Source organism: Pedobacter namyangjuensis (genome assembly GCF_003313325.1).
Classification (GTDB): Bacteria; Bacteroidota; Bacteroidia; order Sphingobacteriales; family Sphingobacteriaceae; genus Pedobacter; species Pedobacter namyangjuensis.
Map to the genome: position 1 here is coordinate 384,705 of NZ_QMHQ01000003.1, position 21,291 is coordinate 405,995.

The 21,291-nt window shown below is 37.0% G+C and carries 20 protein-coding genes; 5 read left to right on the forward strand and 15 right to left on the reverse strand.

Annotation, left to right across the window (positions count from 1 at the left end; genetic code table 11):
- The first annotated feature begins 24 nt into the window (after positions 1-24).
- Entirely contained in the window at positions 25-456 is a 432-nt protein-coding gene (locus DUT69_RS13490) for a hypothetical protein (RefSeq protein ID WP_113653772.1), read from the forward strand.
- Positions 457-807: 351 nt separating this feature from the next.
- Positions 808-2,439: an ABC-F family ATP-binding cassette domain-containing protein gene (locus DUT69_RS13495; RefSeq protein WP_113653773.1), complete on the forward strand. Its 1,632-nt coding sequence runs from the start codon at positions 808-810 to the stop codon at positions 2,437-2,439.
- A 402-nt stretch (positions 2,440-2,841) separates the two neighbouring features.
- Here the strand turns inward: DUT69_RS13495 and DUT69_RS13500 are convergent, their stop codons facing one another.
- On the reverse strand, positions 2,842-3,186 hold the full coding sequence (locus DUT69_RS13500) for a hypothetical protein (protein ID WP_113653774.1): 345 nt from the start codon (positions 3,184-3,186) through the stop codon (positions 2,842-2,844).
- Positions 3,187-3,567: 381 nt separating this feature from the next.
- Between DUT69_RS13500 and DUT69_RS13505 the strand changes: the two genes are divergently transcribed.
- The gene (locus tag DUT69_RS13505) at positions 3,568-4,986 is read left to right on the forward strand and encodes a sensor histidine kinase (RefSeq protein WP_113653775.1); all 1,419 of its coding nucleotides are present in this window, start codon (positions 3,568-3,570) and stop codon (positions 4,984-4,986) included.
- Here the strand turns inward: DUT69_RS13505 and DUT69_RS13510 are convergent.
- Positions 4,967-5,491: a hypothetical protein gene (locus DUT69_RS13510; protein WP_113653776.1), complete on the reverse strand. Its 525-nt coding sequence runs from the start codon at positions 5,489-5,491 to the stop codon at positions 4,967-4,969. The two genes, DUT69_RS13505 and DUT69_RS13510, sit on opposite strands and share 20 nt — an antisense overlap.
- Positions 5,492-5,560: 69 nt before the next feature.
- Positions 5,561-6,388 (reverse strand): NHL repeat-containing protein, encoded by an 828-nt coding sequence (locus tag DUT69_RS13515; RefSeq protein ID WP_113653777.1) that lies wholly within the window; start codon positions 6,386-6,388, stop codon positions 5,561-5,563.
- Positions 6,389-6,618: 230 nt separating this feature from the next.
- On the opposite strand from DUT69_RS13515, the gene DUT69_RS13520 reads away from it, so the two are divergent.
- The gene (locus DUT69_RS13520; RefSeq protein WP_162796315.1) at positions 6,619-7,251 is read left to right on the forward strand and encodes a hypothetical protein; all 633 of its coding nucleotides are present in this window, start codon (positions 6,619-6,621) and stop codon (positions 7,249-7,251) included.
- On the opposite strand, the gene DUT69_RS13525 is transcribed toward DUT69_RS13520, so the two are convergent.
- The 12 genes from DUT69_RS13525 to DUT69_RS13580 all read right to left on the reverse strand — a co-directional run bounded on the left by DUT69_RS13525 (position 7,252) and on the right by DUT69_RS13580 (position 20,133).
- Positions 7,252-7,554, reverse strand: coding sequence for a DUF3817 domain-containing protein (locus tag DUT69_RS13525; protein WP_113653779.1), 303 nt, complete (start codon positions 7,552-7,554; stop codon positions 7,252-7,254). It abuts the gene before it with no gap.
- Between the two features lie 94 nt (positions 7,555-7,648).
- Positions 7,649-8,170, reverse strand: coding sequence for an iron-sulfur cluster co-chaperone HscB C-terminal domain-containing protein (locus tag DUT69_RS13530; protein WP_113653780.1), 522 nt, complete (start codon positions 8,168-8,170; stop codon positions 7,649-7,651).
- A 78-nt stretch (positions 8,171-8,248) separates the two neighbouring features.
- Positions 8,249-9,631, reverse strand: a complete 1,383-nt coding sequence (gene rseP, locus DUT69_RS13535) for an RIP metalloprotease RseP (RefSeq protein ID WP_113653781.1) — start codon at positions 9,629-9,631, stop codon at positions 8,249-8,251.
- A gap of 52 nt (positions 9,632-9,683) precedes the next feature.
- Positions 9,684-10,835, reverse strand: coding sequence for a 1-deoxy-D-xylulose-5-phosphate reductoisomerase (locus DUT69_RS13540; protein WP_113653782.1), 1,152 nt, complete (start codon positions 10,833-10,835; stop codon positions 9,684-9,686).
- An 84-nt stretch (positions 10,836-10,919) separates the two neighbouring features.
- Positions 10,920-12,419 (reverse strand): GH3 auxin-responsive promoter family protein, encoded by a 1,500-nt coding sequence (locus DUT69_RS13545; RefSeq protein ID WP_113653783.1) that lies wholly within the window; start codon positions 12,417-12,419, stop codon positions 10,920-10,922.
- A gap of 112 nt (positions 12,420-12,531) precedes the next feature.
- Positions 12,532-13,386 (reverse strand): hypothetical protein, encoded by an 855-nt coding sequence (locus tag DUT69_RS13550; RefSeq protein WP_113653784.1) that lies wholly within the window; start codon positions 13,384-13,386, stop codon positions 12,532-12,534.
- Positions 13,383-14,351 (reverse strand): glycosyltransferase, encoded by a 969-nt coding sequence (locus tag DUT69_RS13555; RefSeq protein WP_113653785.1) that lies wholly within the window; start codon positions 14,349-14,351, stop codon positions 13,383-13,385. Before DUT69_RS13555 ends, DUT69_RS13550 begins: the two co-directional genes overlap by 4 nt.
- Before the next feature lie 69 nt (positions 14,352-14,420).
- Positions 14,421-15,371: a glycosyltransferase family 2 protein gene (locus DUT69_RS13560; RefSeq protein WP_113653786.1), complete on the reverse strand. Its 951-nt coding sequence runs from the start codon at positions 15,369-15,371 to the stop codon at positions 14,421-14,423.
- 128 nt (positions 15,372-15,499) lie between these two features.
- Positions 15,500-16,045 (reverse strand): DUF4199 domain-containing protein, encoded by a 546-nt coding sequence (locus DUT69_RS13565; RefSeq protein WP_113653787.1) that lies wholly within the window; start codon positions 16,043-16,045, stop codon positions 15,500-15,502.
- 10 nt (positions 16,046-16,055) lie between these two features.
- Positions 16,056-16,730, reverse strand: coding sequence for a hypothetical protein (locus DUT69_RS13570; protein WP_113653788.1), 675 nt, complete (start codon positions 16,728-16,730; stop codon positions 16,056-16,058).
- A 52-nt stretch (positions 16,731-16,782) separates the two neighbouring features.
- Positions 16,783-18,042, reverse strand: a complete 1,260-nt coding sequence (locus tag DUT69_RS13575; RefSeq protein WP_113653789.1) for a dihydroorotase — start codon at positions 18,040-18,042, stop codon at positions 16,783-16,785.
- Positions 18,043-18,060: 18 nt separating this feature from the next.
- Entirely contained in the window at positions 18,061-20,133 is a 2,073-nt protein-coding gene (locus DUT69_RS13580; protein ID WP_113653790.1) for a BatA domain-containing protein, read from the reverse strand.
- 364 nt (positions 20,134-20,497) lie between these two features.
- Between DUT69_RS13580 and DUT69_RS13585 the strand changes: the two genes are divergently transcribed.
- Entirely contained in the window at positions 20,498-21,274 is a 777-nt protein-coding gene (locus DUT69_RS13585) for a murein L,D-transpeptidase catalytic domain family protein (protein ID WP_113653791.1), read from the forward strand.
- The last annotated feature ends 17 nt before the right edge of the window (positions 21,275-21,291 follow it).

Here is a 21,291-nt window from a genome sequence, read left to right on the forward strand (position 1 = left end):
AATTATTTAATTAATACATAACCTATGAAAACCATTAAAACAATTTTTCTTTTGTTAACAACTGTAGTTGCATTAACCGCTTGTAATAATGATAAAAAAACTACTGATGATACCACGAAAAAAACGAGTACCGAAGTAGAGGTGAAAAAAGTGGATATAGATGAAGCGATGAAAGGTATGCCTACATTTTCTACTCCTGAAATTCAAAAAGAAGCGCAAGAGTGGTTTAGTTATTTTAACCAAGGGATGAAAGAGGCCCAGAAGAAAGCAAAACTAGCTAATGGCGATCAGGTAAAAATGAAAGAGATAGGCAAGGAAATGGCCGAAAAATTTGCACCTTGGAAAGAAAAAATAGAGCCCTTAAAAGCCAAAATGAGTGCTGACGATAAAGTTAAGTTTGAGCAATATGGAACTAAAATTGCACAAGACATTGTTGCACAGGCACGCCAAAATTAAGACAGGAGTTTTGTGATCCACAAGCCTATTACACTAGCATAAAATCACCAATTTGCGTATGCGATTTACATTTTCTGTTTCCTGCATTGGCCTTAATTGTTTAAACCCGACATTAGCGGAAATACTTTTACCAGCCCCTTTTTAAGGGGTTTGGGGTAAAAAGATTGTAGCGTTGGCGGGGCTGATTTAAGCCACTGGCAATGACCTCGCTTTTCTAAAAAATATATTCATGGAATCTTAGCAAAGCAACCGATAAGTTGTTGAGCATTTGATTTTCGCATCTTAGGCAAGATTATTTATTAAACTAAATTTCTTCGATTATCTTTGCGGCTCAATTTAAAAATCAACACATTGATCGACGTAAATAACATCTCCGTATCCTTTGGTGGTACTACGCTTTTTAGCGAGGTATCTTTTTCTATTAACGAAAACGATAAAATTGCCCTGATGGGTAAAAACGGAGCGGGAAAATCTACCTTGTTAAAAATTATTGCTGGCGCTGGCCAACCTACTTCTGGGCATATTTCTGGTCCGAAGGATGCCGTAATTGCCTATTTGCCGCAACATTTATTAACGGAAGATAACGTAACGATTTTTGAGGAAACATCGAAAGCTTTTGGCGAAGTTTATGCCATGCGTGATGAACTGGAAAGCTTAAACGAACAGCTTAACATTCGCACCGATTACGATACGGATGATTACATGAAGTTGATTGAACGAGTATCTGAGCTGAGTGAAAAGTTTTATTCTATAGAGGAAGTAAACTACGATGCGGAGGTGGAGAAAGTTTTAAAAGGTTTAGGTTTTCTGCGTAGCGATTTCGGCAGGCAAACTTCTGAATTTTCTGGCGGATGGCGCATGCGTATTGAGCTGGCAAAGATTTTACTAAAAAAACCAGATCTTATTCTTTTAGATGAGCCTACCAACCACATGGATATTGAAAGTATTCAATGGTTGGAAGATTTTTTACTGAACTCGGCAAAGGCAGTAATTGTAATTTCGCACGATAGGGCTTTTGTGGATAACATTACCAATCGCACCATAGAGGTTACAATGGGCAGAATTTACGATTACAAGGCGAAATATACACACTATTTGCAATTACGCCAGGAACGTAGGGAGCACCAGATTAAAGCTTACGAAGAACAACAACGTTTTATTGCAGATAACCAAGAGTTTATTGATCGTTTTAAAGGTACTTACTCTAAAACTTTGCAGGTACAGTCGAGGGTTAAGATGCTAGAGAAGTTGGAAATTGTACAGATTGACGAGGTTGATAGATCGGCCTTACGTTTGAAGTTCCCTCCTTCGCCCCGTTCGGGCAATTACCCTGTTATGGTTGAAGAGCTAACTAAAACCTATGGAGACCATGTGGTTTTTCAAAAAGCAAATATGGTTATCGAGCGTGGTCAAAAGGTTGCTTTTGTTGGTAAAAACGGTGAGGGTAAGTCGACCATGATTAAAGCAATTATGGGTGAGATTGATTTTGATGGAGAACTTAAGGTTGGCCACAATGTGAAGATTGGCTACTTTGCCCAGAACCAAGCTTCGTTATTAGACGGAGACTTAACTGTTTTTGATACGATAGATCAGATTCCGACAACGGAAACACGTTTTAAAACTAAGGATTTACTAGGTGCTTTTATGTTTAGTGGCGATGATACTACAAAAAAGGTGAAGGTATTATCGGGTGGAGAGAAAACTCGTTTGGCGATGATTAAGCTTTTATTGGAACCGGTAAACGTTTTAATTCTGGATGAGCCAACTAACCACTTGGATATGAAAACAAAGGATATTATTAAGGATGCTTTACGTGATTTCGACGGCACTTTGATTTTGGTTTCTCACGATAGGGATTTCTTAGATGGATTGGCGGAGAAAGTTTTTGAATTTGGGAATAAACGTGTTCGCGAACATTTTGAAGATATTAAGGGTTTCTTGGCTTACAAGAAAATGGATAGTTTGAAGGAGATAGAGAAGTAGCTGGTTGGTTGGTTTTTTGGTTTGTTGGTTGTTTGGTTGGTTTATTGGTTGATTAGTATGTTTCCGTAATCTCGATAGCGCTAAGCAACGAGAGATCTCTATATTAGCAGCACAACATTTGTCATCCCTTGTTTCGATGGATCTGCGTTGCGTTTCGTCATGCTCAGCTTGATTCGGCATCGTAATGCGATTTGCAAATTACCACATCGCCCTTCCTTGCCTCAACTCACCGCCACTGTTGCCTCTAAACTTTGTCTTGATACAAAGTTTAACTAAACCAGAGCTTTGCGAGCACATGAATACCATTAAAAATAGCAGACAGCTTATGAATAAATCAAGGCTTGCATAATCCCCTCGCATAAATCTAACAACGGCTTTATTTCGTGAGAAAAAGACGTTACCCTACTTTTCCCCGCACACACGTTGCTTTCTTACTTGATAATGCAAACTCGATCGGTACAGCAAAGCCTTTTGTTGCTTTCTGCTTCGGTGATATGCTAGGCCATCTTTGCGTAATGGTAATGCAACTGCTATTTGCACTGCTCTAAGAGCGGAGGCCAGAAAGAACGGCGGGCCACGAGTTTCGAAGGATCTGCGTTGCGTTTCGTCGTGCTCAGCTTGACTGGGCATCGTAATGCGATTTGTAAGTTTACCCATTGCTCTTTCTTGCCTTGGTTTACCGCCACCGTTGCCTCTAAACTTTGTCTTTATACAAAGTTTAACCAAACCCGAGCTTCGCGAGCGCATGAATACCATTAAAAATAACGGACAGCTTATGAATAAATCAAGGCTTACGTCTCCTAACCGAAAACCACAGTGCCTAAAAATGAAATACCCTCCAATCCTTACTCAAAACCGCTTGAACCTCTCTTATTACGCAAATCAACATCCTATTTAGCATTGGATATATCCCCGAACAGGAACTAAAATCTTCCCTCCAAAACCAACTTATAAATCCCGCCAACAAAAAGAATAAAAGCATTGAAATTGACAACTATAGTATTAAATTTGAGCAAATTGTTTTGTTTTCCCTGTAACGCTATATACTTTAAAATGCAGCTGAATTATTAAGCATTTACTGCTCTTAAATTAGTAAGATACAAGGTTTTTAGATCATTCATCCCATCCATGCCAAAATCAAATTTCAGTTCGCTGATCAATATCTCTTTATTAAGAAAAAATATTTTTTGGTCGGAGCTTATCGGTAAACCATCTGAATTTTCTTTAGAAAGCAGAATTTTTCATGGCATTAGCCTAGGTATACTCGGCATTTTAGTTATTTACGCACCTTATAATTTATTCGCCGGACTGTATGTTGGCTCTTTCTCTGCCCTTTTTATCGCCATTTTCTTCGCCTACCAATATTACCAATCGCGATTTAAATTAAAACCACACGATACCGTGGTTTTTGGCCTGATGGGGATTGCAGTGTTTGGGGTTAATTACTTCTATAATTCTGGCATTCATGGCTCCACAGATCTTATTTGGCCAGCTTATTTGTTAATGGTACTGGCTATTTCGCCATATCAACATCACTTAAAATGGCTATTATTTTATATGCTGTGTTTTGTGGCAATTCATATTTTAGAATTCTACCATCCCGACTTAGTTAGATATCCCTTTTCGGTTGGAAGAGGGCAATTCATCGATCGCGTAACTGCCTTCCCGATACCGGTGGTTGCTATTTTCATCATTATTAAATTCATTAGAAAGAGCCACGACAATGAGCGTAAAATAATTGAGGAAAAAACAATTGCAATAGAAGCTAGTAAACAGCAGATTCTGTTACAAAAGGAAGAGTTGGAAGAACGGAATATCGAAAAAAACAAGCTAATGTCGGTTATCTCCCACGATTTAAAAACGCCTTTAATCAACGTTCAGAACTATATGGCAATGCTGGCCGAAAAAGAACTAGATGATGAGGACAGACCAGCGCTAGAGCAACATTTATTAAAATCCACCAATGATGCGATGGATTTACTTTCGAACCTGCTGAACTGGTCCAAATCACAGATGGAAGGTTTAAACGTTAATTTACGTGAACAATCTTTACTTTCAACATTGGTAAGCACTATAGAAGTAGAGAAAATTTATGCTTCCAAAAAAGATATTTCCTTAAGTTATCAAATACCATCTCATCTAAAAGTTGTTGCAGATGTAGATATGCTTCAATTGGTTGTACGCAACTTAATTAGCAACGCAGTAAAGTTTACACCGCAGGGCGGATTAGTAATTATAGATGCACAGATATGTGGAGAGGATTGTAAAATAACGGTTAGCGACAATGGTTGCGGTATTGCCAAGGACAAGCAAGAAAATATTTTCTCCGTTAAATCAGCGCCTTCTTATGGCACCAATAACGAACGCGGTGTAGGTTTGGGCTTGGTGCTCTGTAAGGAATTCATGGAGCGCCAAGGTGGCCGAGTTACCTTCGAAAGTGAATTAGGAAAGGGTTCTAGTTTTTCGGTATTCGTGAAATTAAAACAAGCCGAAAATATCTCATTAAACAATCCTAATGATCTCCAAGCTAAAAATCCTTTTGTATAGAAACTATCCTTATTCCGTTAAAACAATCGTCTTGACAACCATCTTCTATAAAACCAGCCGACGAGATTAAGCCATTGTTATTTGCCTCAAATGTAGTCTTTGCATTTTTTCGCTTCAGCAACCAAGTAGATTTTGCTTTAGCATAAACTTCATCTAGCGTTAAAGTTGCGGCACCATTTTCATGCGTATTTAAATTGGTAGCGTCTTCAGTCCACTTTTCCCGTTCAATAATCTCCATTCCGGTTGGTTTGTAATTTACGGTTTGAGCAATGAACGATCTCTCCACCACTTTTCCATTTTTAACGGAAATAACGGTGTTAGTGCTATAACCCGTCCATGAACCAAAAGTAACTTTATAACTATAAGTATTATTGCTTTCTTGTTTAAAGGCTAACCAAGTTCTATAACTTCTTTCAAAAGCATTTTGGTCAACAATATCATCTTTCTTGCAAGATCCAAATAAGCTGAAAGTTAGCGCTAATAGTAAGTAAAGGTTTCTTTTCATGTTGATTACGTTTATTGCCTATACGGAACAAGACAACGAATCGCTACAGTTAAAAATAAAATAGCGTAATCATTTATACTTCAATTGATAGGCAACAACGGAGTTGGCATTGAACGTTGGCACCCAAAGTGTGTTGGCTTTTGGGTCGAAACCGATATCTGCCGTATTCATTTTACCTTGTACATCTAAAAGCTTATCCTTGGTACCGTCTTTACGCACGTGATAAATAATCCCAGCCCAGCAGGTAACTAAAAAATCGCCGTTAGGCAAGCGCTCTAAACCGTCGCCCGATTTTTCGAATCCGCTGGCAATTACTGTTTTATTTTTGTTCTTATCAAACTTTATCAATTCTGGTCCTGCCAGGGCATACAAATCGTCTTTAACAAATTTTAATCCATTTGCCGCCATAACGTTTTCAAGATATACCGTACTTTGTCCATTTGCAATGCGATGGATTTTATTCGTTCTTGTATCAGAAACGTATACAACACCTTTTTTATCTATGGCAATATCATTTAAAAAAATAGCGTTAGGCACTTCAATCTTTTCTATAATTTTTCCATTAGATAAATCTATACAAACTACGGCAGTAATATCAGCCACGTAAAGCTTGCCTTTGTAAATCGCCATTCCTTTTGGGGCGTTTAAACCTGTAATCCAAGTCGCGTTTTTTACAGACCCATCTAAATTTAAAATAGCTACGCCACCTTTTCCGTCTTTTACATTTCCCTCTCCATCAATTAAAGAAACGTAGAGTTCCTTTTTTTCTGCCACATAAACTACCGATTCGGGTACGGGCAACTGTTCTTTTGCCTCCCAAAGTTTTTCTAATTTAATGGTTTGGGCATTAACATTACTCACAAATAAAAGTGCTAAAACGGAAAGGAAAGTTCTCATAAAATACATTTAAGATGATTATTGATTGCTAAAATAGGTAAAACCATGCGATTCTACCTAACAGCTAAACGCTCTATTAAGATTTATAATTAAAAAATTAACTATTTTTAACTAATTTAGAATGAGCAAATTGACCTCATGTAGATATATTTGATAGTATGCGAAGCGCAATTTTAACCCTCTTAATTTTATGCTGCAAATTTGCTGTGTATGCCCAAAACAACAGCGTAATGGGTTTTGTGCAATCAAACGAGCAGAGAAAAACTAGTGCTTTTATCTTAAATCAAACCAGCGGGGCAAGAGCCACCAGTAATATTAGAGGAGAATTTAGCATTCTTGCGAAGCAGGGCGATACATTAGTTACAAATTTGAAAGGTCATAAAGCGGATACGCTTATTTACGGCAATCAAAAATTTATTGTAGTTAATTTAAAACCCTCTGTTATCAATTTAAAGGAAGTTAAAATTACGGCTAAAAAAATCTCTCCAGAAGAAACGTACGAGAATTTGAAAGAAGAATACAAAGAAATTTACAGGAAGGGAGATACCAAAGACATGATTTATGTTAGCGGCTTCCCTCCTGGTATTGGAATTAGTATTGATAAAATTTATAATGCCTTAAGTAGAGAAGGTAAAAACGCCAGAAAATTACAACGCATACTAACCAACGATTATAAAAACAATGTTGTAGACCAAAAATTTAACGAAACCTTGGTAACAAACATAACCAAGTTAAGCGGTATAAAACTAAAAGATTTTATGCTAACCAACCGACCGAGCTATGATTTTGCTGCAAATGCAACCGAACTGGATTTAGCAAATTACATTCTAGCGAAAGTGAATGAAAATCCCTATTGGAAATAGCTAAGAAACTTGCTTAGTGTTATCTTCTTTCGCTAATTTTTTATCTACAATAAATGGGGCAAAAGGTAATAAAGATGCTAGAAAAATAAAAACCACTTTACCGAACTTCCACTTTTGCTCTTGCCATGCCAACACTAAACATGCGGCATAAAGTACAAAAAGAAGTCCGTGTGCCCAACCCGTATATTTTACCGCTAGTGGCATACCAGCCCAATATTTTAAAGGCATAGCGATGAATAAAAGTAAAAGGTAAGAGATACCCTCTGCAACGGCAACTTTTCTAAAAATGTTTAGTGAGCTCATGATGAAATGATTTTTTCAAAAATAGGCAAAGAATGCTATTTAAATTAGATCATTTGGCATTTTTACATTTAGCAAACGGATTTTGAGTAATAGTTTAGCTCATTTTTGCCAAGCTCTCTTTAATGCGCCAAAGGTATTTACTTCGGTAAAAATTGTCTTTGATTTGCGCCAAAATACCAGTTCTTTCCGCAGTTTCGTGATCGAACTGTTGGCTAAGCTTTTCAAACTCTGTTTTCAATCCATTTTCAAATGCTTCAATTTGCGCCTTTATTTGTACGCTCTTAGTTGCATCAGGTTCAAACTGCAAATCCATTAGGGCCTCGTTTACATCCATCATCTCCATCAAAAAATCTTGAGGCAATGCATAATTTTCCCCTTCTGTAATCTGACCTTCTAAATCCAATACATACTGCAAGCGTTTATTGGCGTCTTTTAATACTTGAAATGCTTTGTTGTTTAGGGTAGAAAGCTCCAAAACTTCTTGCTGTTTTTCTTCCGTTTCGTTTATATAAAAATCGGGATGATACTTTTTGCTCAATGCATAAAACTGTTGTTTAACCAAATTTTGATCTGGATTAAAACTAACTGGAAGATTATAAAGCTCGAAATAATTCATAAAAGGTAGAAGGTAGAAGGTAGAAGATTAAAGGTAAACGACAAGCTTACAATTTAGGCCTTCTACCTTACACCTATTTTATTTTCCAAATAATTTTAAAATATCGTTACCAAAGGCGAACACCATTAAACTTAATAGAATTACAAAACCTACCACTTGGGCTCGTTCCATAAACTTATCGCCTAGTGGCTTGCCTTTAATCATTTCTATAATTAAAAAAACTACGTGGCCACCATCCAAGGCTGGTATTGGCAATAGATTCATAAACGCCAAGGCAATGGAAATTAATCCCGTTAGGCTCCAGAACTTCTCCCATTCAAATTCAGCTCCGTAAACCTTTGCAATACCGATAGGACTGCTGATATTTCTTGCGCTAACCTTACCAGTTATCATTTTCCAGATACCTTTCGCATTATCGGCAAAGGTTGTCCATGTTTTTTCAGCACCTACACCAAACGATTCGAAAAAGCCGAAGTCGATGTGTTTAACAGGTAGTTTAGCTGTACCGAAGACCACTCCTATTGTACCGTCGGCAGCAACTTTAGGAGAAACTTCAATCGTTTTACCTTCTCTAATAATACTTAGGTTTATTTGTTTACCACGATTTTTATCAGCAACGTCTGTTATTTGATCTCTGAATATAATTGGATTGCCATTGACAGCAATAATGCTATCGCCTTTTTTAATCCCTGCATCAAATGCCGGAGCTACAGTAGGCGCTGGTTTTTTACCCATCAAGCGAGATAATAGCGATAACTTTTCTGGCGTATGGTCGTTTACTGCCAAAACTGCATGAACTGGATTTCTCGGCGCTACAAATTCTTTAATTCCATGTTTAGAAAGACTGTCTAAAATCGTTTCTGGAACACGGAGATCAATCGCTTTGCCATCTCTAGAAACTGTTAATTTCGGACTACCCAAAAGCACCTTTGAACTTAACAGTTCATCAAACTTTATAACTTTCTGGCCATTTAAGGCTAGAATTTTATCGCCAGTTTGTATACCAATAGCACGACCAACCTTACCCGGACTTACACCATTAGTCAGTTGATCATTTGGAATATAGTCTTCGCCATATTTGAATGTTACCATCCAGAAAATGAAAATACCAACAATAATATTTACAATGATACCGCCCAACATTACAATTAAACGTTGCCAAGCTGGTTTAGAACGAAACTCCCAAGGTTCTGCAGGCAAAGCCATCTGTTCGGTGTCCATAGATTCGTCTATCATTCCTGATATTTTAACGTAACCACCTAAAGGCAACCAACCTACCCCGTATTCTGTATCGCCCACTTTAAAGCTAAAAAGTTTAAAACCCCAAGCGTCAAAGAAAAGATAAAATTTTTCAACTTTTATTCCGAAAGCACGAGCCGCTAAAAAATGTCCTAATTCGTGTAAAATAACTAGTATTGATAATCCCAGCAAAAGCTGGCCCGCCATAATCAGTCCGTCCATATATTGTATTAGTATTTAGTATTTAGTATTTAGTATTTAGTATGAGATTTGTTTATTTCTGTTTTGTTACGAGTTCGGTGGCAAATATACGTGTCTGCTGGTCGGTTTCTAAATAATTATCCAAAGTTGGCGTAGCAACGAAAGCAATTGTCTCCATACATTCTGCAATTACGTCGCTCATTTCCAAAAAGCCAATATTATCTTTTAAAAATGCATCAACCACTATTTCGTTGGCAGCATTTAAGATACAGGGCATGTTTCCACCTTTGTCCATAGCTTTATAGGCAAGCCCAAGGTTACGAAAACTTTCTGTATCTGCACTAGCAAATGTTAATTCGGGATAGTTTAGAAAGCTAAAACGCTCGAAATTTGTAGCAATACGTTGAGGATATGCTAAGGCATAATGTATTGGCAACTTCATGTCTGGCACGCCCATTTGCGCCTTTATAGAGCCATCTGTAAACTGCACCATAGAATGAATAATAGATTGAGGATGCACTACAACTTCGATTTGATGGGCAGATAGCGCAAACAACCACTTCGCCTCAATCGCTTCTAAACCTTTGTTCATGAGCGATGCCGAATCTATGGTTATTTTAGCACCCATAACCCAATTAGGATGTTTTAGCGCCTGTGTTTTATTTACAGTAGCTAAAAAAGCCAAATCCTTTCCTCTAAATGGCCCGCCAGATGCAGTCAATAATATTTTTTCGATTGGATTATGCTCCTCGCCTACTAAACATTGAAAAATTGCCGAGTGTTCAGAATCTACAGGAATAATTTTCACACCATTTTCTTTGGCCAATTGCATTACAAGTTCGCCAGCCACTACCAAGGTTTCCTTGTTAGCAAGGCCTATGTCTTTTTTGGCATTAATAGCGGCAATAGTAGGTTTTAAACCAACTGAGCCCATAATTGCAGTTAGCACCAGTTGCGTTGTAGTAATTTCTACCGCAGCAATTAAGGCATCTTCTCCGCATAATACATTGATACCAGGCAAAGCTTGTTTCACTTTCGAAAAATGATCTTCGCAAGTAATTACCACCATTTCTGGCTTAAACTCTAAAGCTTGCTCAATTAATAAAGCTGCATTATTTTGCGCTGTTAAAGCATCAATTTTATACAGATCGGGGTTTGCCCTAACAACTTCTAAGGCTTGTGTACCAATTGATCCGGTACTGCCTAATATGGATATGTGTTTCAAACTTCTTTACAGTATTTTATCTTTGTCATGCAGAGCAAAGCGAAGCATCTATTTCAGAGATTCCTCGTTCCTCGGAATGACAAATTATGTTATATATCTCTCCAAAACTTCGGCTAATTTTCTATCGTTACTAAGTCTTGGAACTTTGTTTTGCCCACCCAATTTACCTTCGGCACGCATAAGGTTTACAAAGGCATCTTTAGCTAAATTTCTTATTATTAATGGCTGTAAAATTTTGCCTTCAATTAAATCAAAGTAGTAAATATTTTTCTTCTGTAAAGCTTCGTCAACTTTTTTAGCGAAAGCAGTTAAATCTGCCGGTGCTTTCTCAAACTCTACAAACCACTCGTGAAACGGCAACTGCCCTTCAGGCGCATTAACTTGCGGTGCTACGGTAAATTCTGTAATCTCTACACCCTCTTCATTTGCTACCGATAAAAGGGCATGTTCCACTTCTTCGCCAATTACGTGTTCGCCAAAAGCAGAAATAAAGTGTTTTATTCTTCCTGTTACTAATATTTTGTAAGGATTTGTAGAAACGAATTTAACTGTATCGCCGATGCTGTAACCCCATAAACCAGCGTTTGTGTTCAAAATTAAGGCGTAGTTTACGTCAACCTTAACTTCTGCTAGACTTAAACGCGTAGGACTTTCACTGTAGTATTCATCTGCCGGAATAAACTCGTAGAAAATTCCCGCATCTGCTAATAACAACAAACTTTTGTCTTGCTGTGAATCCTGATACGCGATAAAACCCTCAGAAGCAGGATAGGTTTCTATAGCTGCTATTTTTTTGCCAATGCTGGTTTCAATTTTTGCCCTGTAAGGTTCGAAATTTACGCCACCATAAACAAAAAGACTAAAATTTTTAAAGATATCTTTGATTTTCTTTCCATCAGCCTTGGCGCTTAACCTATCAAAATACATTTGTACCCAAGGTGGGATACCGGAAATTAAGGTCATATCCTCGTTAAAGGTTTCCTCAACAATAGCATCCACTTTTTCTTCCCAATCTTCTATACAATTAGTTTGGTAAGACGGCAACCTGTTCTTTTGCAAATAGGCCGGTACCAAATGCGCCACAATACCCGATAATCGGCCAACGTTTATGCCGTTTTTTTTTGTTAACACCGGACTGCCTTGCAAGAAAATCATTTTACCATTCACAAAATCGGCGTTACCGGTCTCGTGGATATAGGTCAAGAGCGCATTTCTGGCCGCCTTTATATGTTCGGGCATAGATTCTTTGGAAATGGGAATATATTTTACGCCAGATGTAGTGCCGGAAGTTTTAGCAAAATAAGCGGGCTTCCCTTTCCAAAGCACGTCTTCCTCACCTGCCACAACTCTATCAACATAAGGTTTTAGAGCTTCATAGTCGCCTATTGGCACATATTTCTTAAAATCCTGGTAAGTTTTAATCTCATTAAAATGATGATCTTTCCCGAAGGCCGTATTTTGAGCAGTATTAATTAATCGCTTAAGTATTTTCTCTTGCGCAACTATCGGATTTTTCTTCCATTTGTTGATTCCTTGTACAACCCAAGATGCAAATGGCTTACTAAGCGCTGCTTTTAATCCCATAAACCCCAAACCCCTAAAGGGGCTTCTCCTTCCTATTGTCAATACTAAAGCTAATATTAGTCGTTACCATATTTAAGGCAATTTTTTAAAATCCCATTAGGGAATTTAGGAGTTAAACAATATTGTGTATAATATCCGGATCTTTATCTCCTTTATAATTGCTCATCATTTTTCTGTAGGCAACCGTTAGGGCTACACTAGATAGTGGAACAATTAAAAACGAACTAACCATATTTACTATAAAAGCAATTATAGGCCATTTCAAATAACTAAAAAATAGATATAGAAAATAAGCGCCTGCCAACACCAATAACAACAATAAAATTTGCGTAAAGTTTCCTTTGGTTGTAGCTAAGCTCAGTTTTATAGATTCGAAAGATTTTGCATTTTTATCTATAATAAAAAATGGGAAGAAAGAGATTCTAATCCAAATCATAAAAATGGCTAAGACGCCTATTGCCACAGCTACGGTAATAATTACATCTCCGGCTGCTTGAAAATCTTCTACAAAGCCACTTCTAACCATAAATCTTAAAATAGGATCTATGATATAGAGCACTGGCATTAAGAACACGCCTGCAATAATTATACAAATGGTAAAATAAAGCGTTGCAAGTACGAAACGGATAATTTGCGAACGGGTTGGCAATGTACCCACAATGGTTACATCCGTTTCTTCATCGTCTAAAAGATGAAAAATATACTTAAACAACGACAAATTGATGGTAAAGTAAAGCAAAACGAATACTAAAGCCATTAACGTACTTAAGGCCGGATTTACGTCTTTTAAAAAAAAGGCCATCAATCCCGAAGCATTTGATGTGATGAACATCAAAAAGCAAAGCGTAGCAATAGAAAAATAATGCCTACTGGTAACTTGCCAAGCTTTATGAATTACCTCGTTTACCGCGAAGGTGCTCTCCTTTAAAAACTCGACAAAAGCACGTTGCTTTAAAAACTCTATCATGATTGTTTAAATATTACTCTTTTAACAAAATCCTGTATAAAACCGAAGCCGTAGGCGGTTAATTGGATAAAAGATGCTGCTACACTCAAAAATGCAATTTTTATTGATTTATTAACCTGCCAAGCATGAAAAAATATCAACAAAAAGTAAAGTAGCACCAGGAAATTAAAAATATACGCCAAAGGCGGATAAATAACGTTTAACAATAACGTTGTAGCCATTCCTATTACCGCTACTGCCGGAAAAAAGTGTACTAATTTGAGCTCTGCCGGGAAATGTTTGTAAATATTGATACGAGCTCTGCCGAAAAAGTGCAGTTGTTTATAAAACTGCGCAAAACTTGTGCGGCGTTTATGGTAAACTTTAGCTGCAGGAATCAAACCAATTTTAAATCCATTTTCATGGATACGGATACTGTATTCGATATCCTCTCCCAATCTTGTTAATATAAAACCGCCAACTTTCTCCCATACTTCTCTAGAAACACCCATGTTAAAACTACGCGGATGAAACTGGCCGATATGTTTTTTATTTCCCCTAATACCACCGGTTGTAAATGGCGATGTCATGGCGTAACTGATAGCTTTTTGTACTGGTGTAAAAGTTTGGTGCGCTGCGTCCGGTCCGCCATAAGCATCTAACTGATGCTCGAAAAGATAATCTCTAACAATTTCTAAATAATCTTCGGGAATAAGGCAGTCGGAATCAAAAATCACAAAATAATCGCCCTTGGCATGTTCGAAACCAAAATTTCGGGCAAAGCCTTGACCTGCATTTTCTTTAAAAAAATATTTAACGTCTAGCTTATCAGCATAAGAAGCTACAATATTTTTGGCATCGTTTACAGATCCATCTTCAATAACCAAAACCTCAAACTGCATGTAAGTTTGCTTGGTAAGCGTAGCTAACAATTCGTTTATTTCTTGCGGGCGGTTATAAAGTGGAATTATTATAGAGAAAAACATTTTTTAAGATTGGAGGTTGAAGGAATTAAGGTGAGGTTTGAGCGGTAAAAACGTTGCGCCTTATACCTTCTAAATTATTTCCTTCTCTATCAAATAACGGTTTCGTTCGGTAGCATTTCTACCAACAAGTTCGGCTATAAAACCAGCTAAAAACATTTGCGAACCTACAATTATAGCTACCAAAGCAAGGTAGAATAATGGCTGGTCGGTTGTATCTCGGTAAGGAAGGTTTTTCCAGATCAGTACTTGTTTTTCTACCATAACATAAATGGCCATGATAATACCAATGAAAAAGCTAAGTACACCTAGAGAACCAAAAAAGTGCATCGGACGTTTTCCAAACTTGCCCACAAAGAATATAGAAAGCAAATCCAAAAATCCGTTGATGAACCTGCTCATTCCGAATTTGGTTGTACCGTATTTTCTAGCACGATGCTCTACAACCTGTTCGCCAATCTTGCTAAAACCCGCCCATTTGGCAATTACCGGAATATAGCGGTGCATTTCGCCATATACTTCAATAGTTTTAACAACATCTGAGCGGTATGCCTTTAAGCCGCAGTTGAAATCGTTTAATGCTATGCCACTCATTTTACGAGTCGCGGCGTTAAACAACTTTGTAGGGATTGTTTTTGTGATTGGATCGTAGCGTTTCTTTTTCCAACCCGAGATTATATCATATCCTTCGTCTTTAACCCGTCGGTAAAGTTCAGGTATTTCATCAGGGCTGTCTTGTAAATCGGCATCCATGGTTATCACTACATCGCCTTGCGTAACTTCAAAAGCAACATTTAACGCTGCAGATTTACCGTAATTTCTCCTGAATTTTATTCCCTTAACAGATGGAAAATTTTCCTTTAATTGCTCAATTACAGCCCAAGATTTGTCTGTGCTGCCATCGTCAACCAAAACAACCTCGTAAGAAAAATTATTTGAAACCATTACCTTATCAATCCACGAGACTAATTCGGGTAAAGATTCATCTTCATTATATAAAGGTACTACAACTGATATATCCATTTATGCGTATCGAGTATTTAGTATTTAGATTTGTTCGAAATCAAAATACCTTTAAAAAACAACGTGCAAATTTCATCAAATAAATTGACAAAATGTGCACGTTGAAAATTTTTATGAAGAGTAGCTTATTAAGCCTCGTCGTAATGCAAAGGTTTTTCTTTCTTTAAAATTGCTGCAGTTATTAGGCTAATAATTAGGCCGGAAATGGTAAACATTACCGCCGCACCAAAAGCTGTACTAATGGTAAAGTATGGTCTCATCATTTCTATACCTTTAGCCTCCTGATCATTTTTTGCAGCCGCTACAGTTGCATCAACAATCTTCTCCATTGCAGCTGCATCTATAAATTGATAATACAAAAACATTAAAATACCAGTAAATAAACCTGCGTAAACAGAAAATCTAAAACCAGCAGAAAAAGCTCTACCATAGGTTATGAAACCTCCTAAGTCTTTTTTATGCGTATTTTGAACGTAATAAACAGCAAATATAAATGGCAACCAATTTAAAGCTCCAGAAATTATCCTCGTTGCAACTGATGCAGTTGGCCCCATATCTAAGTTTAACAAACCGGTAACTATAATAGTAACTAGAATGTAAGCAGCAAAAATTACTGATACCTTAAATGCTAATGCATTAGGTTTTATCTGTTCTTGTAGAAGTTGTTGTTCCATTGTTTTTAGTTTATCTATTTTTATTAAAGCTAGTAATTAAAGTATAGACTGCAACATCAAAGCTTTTGTTACTGCTAAATTTAAGTAATTCTTCTTGCGTTGCTTCGCTGGTGTTAGGTTGCAAAAAGAACGTCATAAATGGCACAAAGAGTTCTTCCATTTCCTCGCTCAACTCTAATAAATCAGCATTACTACAAATATCTTCTACACTACTTTCTGCCAGCTGTTGGTTGCTAATTAAATCTTCGTAAATATGGAATTCGTCTTGGAACTCATCTTCCTCAACTAACAAAAACTCTTTTAAGAAATCTTCCAGACCTGGCTTAATCTGCTCATCATGGCATTCGTTAATATATAGCAACAAGTTTAAAAGCTCCGTTCCTCGGTCGATAGTCTCCTCTTCGATATTTTCCCATTCCTTAGAGTCTAAATAATCTTCTTCTAGCTTATTTACATCACTCGTAAAGAAATTAATCATCAACAAATCGAAAAACACTTCACGCAATTCGTCGAAATCCGGATGTTCATCAAAAACCTCATCGAACTCTGCAACTTTCTCTAAAAAGTTCATGTCTTTGCTAAAAACCTCCACTAATCTTTCTTCAATTGCTAAAGATTCTATTTTGTTAGCTTTTGCAAATTGATCTAAAGAAGCAATAAGCGATTGTTGTACACTGTTATTCATTTTATTTTGATTTATCTTATTAAAATTCCATCAACCTTAGTAAAGGTAATGCTTAATATTTTTGAAACTGACTGTTATTATAGACCAAATTAACTTTCCCTTTTAGTTTTTTCCCTAGAAGTGGAGAATTGCTAGACTTAGAAGCGTTGTTACTCGCATCGTAAATCCACTCTTCAGTGGGGTTGTAAATGGTAAAATTGGCATCTGCACCTTGCGCTATTGTTGCCAAAGGTAAGTTTAATATTCTACGCGGACTATGCGCCAATTTCTCTGCGATAAGGCTTGCGTCTAATCCTGCTTGTATCAATAAAGGTAAAACTGTTTGCAAGCCGATGATACCGTAAGAGGCAATTTCGAATTCTACATCCTTAAATTCTATTTCGTGCGGGCGATGTTGAGAAGATATAGCATCAATTGTTCCGTCTTTTAAACCTGCAATTAGCGCTTTATTATCAGCTTTGCTACGCAATGGCGGTTTAACCTTGTAATTACTATTAAAATCGTTTTGCAGTTCTTCGGTAAACACTAATTGATGCGCAGCTACATCGCAAGTTATTTTCACACCATCTTTTTTTGCCTTTTTTATTAATGCAACAGCGCCTGCAGTAGAAATATTACTGATATGAACCGGAGCTTGGTGATAAGTTGCCAAGAAAATATCTCTGGAAATTTGCATTTCTTCAGCTAATGCCGGAGCGCCTTTCATACCCAAAAGCACACTGTTTGCACTTTCATTTACTTGAGCCTTTCCTGCAATTGCTTTATTTTCTGGATAAAGCATTAGCAAACCACCAAAACCTAAACAATATTGCAAAGCACGACTAACAAAACCGTCATCGCTAATGGCTTTGCTACCCTCAGAAAATGCAACTGCACCAGCGTTTTTCATATCAAAAAGTTCCGCCAGCTCTTTACCTTCCAAGTTATTGCTAATGGCTCCTATTGGGTGAACATCAACCAAATTGTTTTTGGCACGGTTTAAAATGTATGCTACTTCGCCTTTCGATTGAACAACTGGTCTAGTGGTAGGCAAAACGGCAATTCCGGTAAAACCACCAGCTTTGGCCGCAGCGGTTCCTGTTTGTATATCTTCTTTAGTTTCTAAACCTGGATCGCCAATAGTGCAGTTTAGATCGAAAAAGCCCGGCGAAAGTATAGCACCATTCCCTTCAAAAACTTCTTCGCCATTTTGGGCAGTTAATTTTTTGTCGATGGATGTAATCTTTCCATCTTCAACACGCACATCGCAAATTTGCTGGTTAAACTTGCTATTTAGATCTACAATGGTAATTCCCTTAACTAAGAGGTTCATGAATTTTTATGTTATTGATTAGAATATATTTAATTTATTTGCATCACTGAGCTCGCTAGCTCTCTTTTGGGTATGATAAAATTTGATCAACAATATTTCAATAGCTATAAATACAAGTGCCAAAATTAGGCAAAGTTTCCATAACTCTGTTCCGTTATTTTTTGCTGCAACAGCTGATGCAATGCTATCGGATTTTGGATCTAGCACTGTTACATTTTTCGAGGCAAACAGCTTCTGCAAGTCGGCTTCGCTATCGTAATGCATATCAGATTCTAACCTATTATCGTTAAATGCGATAACTGCCAAAGTCGAATCTGCTTTTTTAAGGTCGTAAAAACCCGCCTTTTTAATCTGATCGGCCACGTAAAGCAACGTTTTACCGTTAGCATTTCTAAGCTCAGGTATAACCTCAAAATTATTGGCTACCATTTTTAGCGATTGATTAGCACCTAATGTCAATTTCGGTGTTTCAATAACATCATCTCTGGTAGCAACGTAATATAATGGCTGATCTTGTACACTGGCAAAAGCGATTTTATACATCAGCGGAACGAATACAGGGTGTTTTGCAAAATTGCTAGCCTCACTATTTAATGCCGTAGCTGATAAATAGAACTGACCGCTTTTAAAAGGATAACGAGCAAAAAAAGATTTTCCAGCCGGCAACTGAAGTAGATTTTCCTTATTGCTATTACTTCGCTCTGCGAAAACAAAATGTTTAGCCACTTGTGGCAAATCTATATTTTGGGGCAAGGTTTCAAAAACATCTTTAAATAGCGGGCTTTTAAGTTCAATTGAACTTGCTTTTGTTGGCGTGGTATTTATTTCGGCAACTGCCGGAAGATTTAATGCATTTAAAAAATTGGAGTAAATATTTTTGTCGACAGTTAAGTCTGGAAAAATTATTACCGAGCCCCCACTTGCAACAAAAGTTTTAAGTTCTTGTGCCAAACCAGACGAAGGATTTGAGAGTTCGTTTAAAATAATTAAACTATACTTTGGCAAGGCCGAATAATTAATATTTGTCTCTGGCATTTCGCTTAATGCAAAATAATCATCGGCTCCAAAAAGGGCTTTTATATATTTTTCGGATTTTAGCCCATTAATAGACAACACCTGCTGATGTGCGTTTACCTTAAAGCTGAAGTTTAGGTTATCATCAAAAGTTAGCGGAAAATCTTTTATGCTCAATACGCCTTTCTGCCAACCAAGGTTTAATCCGCTGTAAGAAAGTGTGTCTAAAACGGTTTTTCCAGCCGGGATGGTAATATTGCTTATTGCTTTTTGAGTTTGATTGATGGTTAGTTTTAACGGAATATTCTTAGCTTGTTCGTCGCCGTAATTATGCAGTTGCACAATTAGTTTTTCAGTAGCTTGCGCCTGATGAACGGGCGAAAGCATCCAAACACTATCTACCGCAACATTAGGCAGGTGGTTAGCGTTAAGTTTAACCAAAGAAACGTTGATGTTTGCGGGCGGTTTTAGCTGCTGATTATTAGAAAATCCTTTTTGAAAATCTGATATGATGTAAACAAATCGATTGCTTGCACCTGTAAAAATGCCTTGTTGCCTATTTAAAACTTGCGGTAATTTCCGGTTAGCTGAAGAAATCTTAACTTCTTCAACTGCCTGTAAAAATTCATCCGCATTTAATAGTCGTTGATGTTTACCTTCAAAATCATTCGTTAGTAGTTGAAAACGATCATTCAACTGAAAAGCCTTTGCTATTTCCTTAGCCTTTCGCTTGGCTTCATCAAGTAAATTCCCCTCCTTATTTACAGCCTCCATGCTGTAAGAATTGTCCAGATATACGCTAACAATGTTGGAAGTGTTATGGTCTATTTTATTAGCCGATGGTAAAAAAGGCCTTGCAAAAGCAAAAACCAAAAACATAATTGCCAGGATACGGCAAAGCATTATTAGCAGATTTTTTAGTTTTTCTCGAGACGAATTCTGCTCTTTAATTTCTTTTAGAAAGGCAACGTTACTGAAATAAACCTTTTTAAACTTGCGAAAATTGAATAAATGAATAATGACCGGAATAGCGACCGCTGAAAGTGCAAAAAGAAAGCCCGGATAAAGGAAATTCATTAAAAACCAAAGATAGAAAAAATATGGAATTTAGCGAACAATAGCCTATCTACTTTATTTTTTAGTTGTTTTTTACGATGATTTTTGAAAACAATAATTTAAAGCTCCAAACCGTTTCTAAACTATTACCTCTATTTAATATTAACAAAAACGAAAATAGCTGAGCTAATATTAATCATGCTATACTAAGACATAATAAGACTGCTATACAATGCTTTACACTGTCATACAACAGCAATAAACGTATCATTCTTGATACTTAGCTTAATAATTACGTATATTTGTATAGTTAAATTTAATTTAAACGAAAGCCTATAGCAGACAACTCATACTTAGATTATTGTGAAAGAGATACCGAAAAACTATGAGAAAATACATTTTAGGATTAACAGGGATACTATCTATTGCATTCTGTTTAACGATTACAAGTTGGAAATCTACACCCAACAAGGTTTCAAATCAGCCAGAAACGCTTATTAACCCGACAGACAGTATTTACACCAATCATGTTAGCACTTTATACAATGATGCGCATCTAAAAGATGTTGGATTAAGCATTTCTGTATTTGAAAAAGCATTAACGGGCTTTTATAACCTGAAAAAATCTGGTGTTACTTCTGATCGTGATATTTTAACGATTGCGGATTTTGATCAACTGAGCACCAAAAAGCGTTTATACATAATAGATCTTGATAAAAAGCAGATCTTGTTAAATACTTGGGTTGCGCATGGCCAAAATAGTGGCGAAGATGAAACTAGCCGTTTTTCAAACATCAAAGACTCGTTTGAGAGTAGCTTAGGCTTTTATGTTACCGGCGAAATTTACAGAGGCATACACGGAAAATCTTTGAAACTTGATGGGATGGATGATGGGTTTAATGACAATGCCAGAAATCGTTCGATTGTGGTGCACGGAGCTCCTTATGTTAGTCAAGGTACAATAAACGCTCTGGGAAGATTAGGCAGAAGCCAAGGTTGCCCAGCAGTTGCTCCAGAGTTAGCAGATCAGGTTATTAACACTATTGTTGATAAGACGGTTCTTTTTATCAATAAAAGTACAGAACAATACCATTCTAAATATCTTGACCATACGTTGGCAGCAAATTTCGCTGTAACTGATTTAGCACCTCAAATGGACTAACCTATTTCATCGCTTTG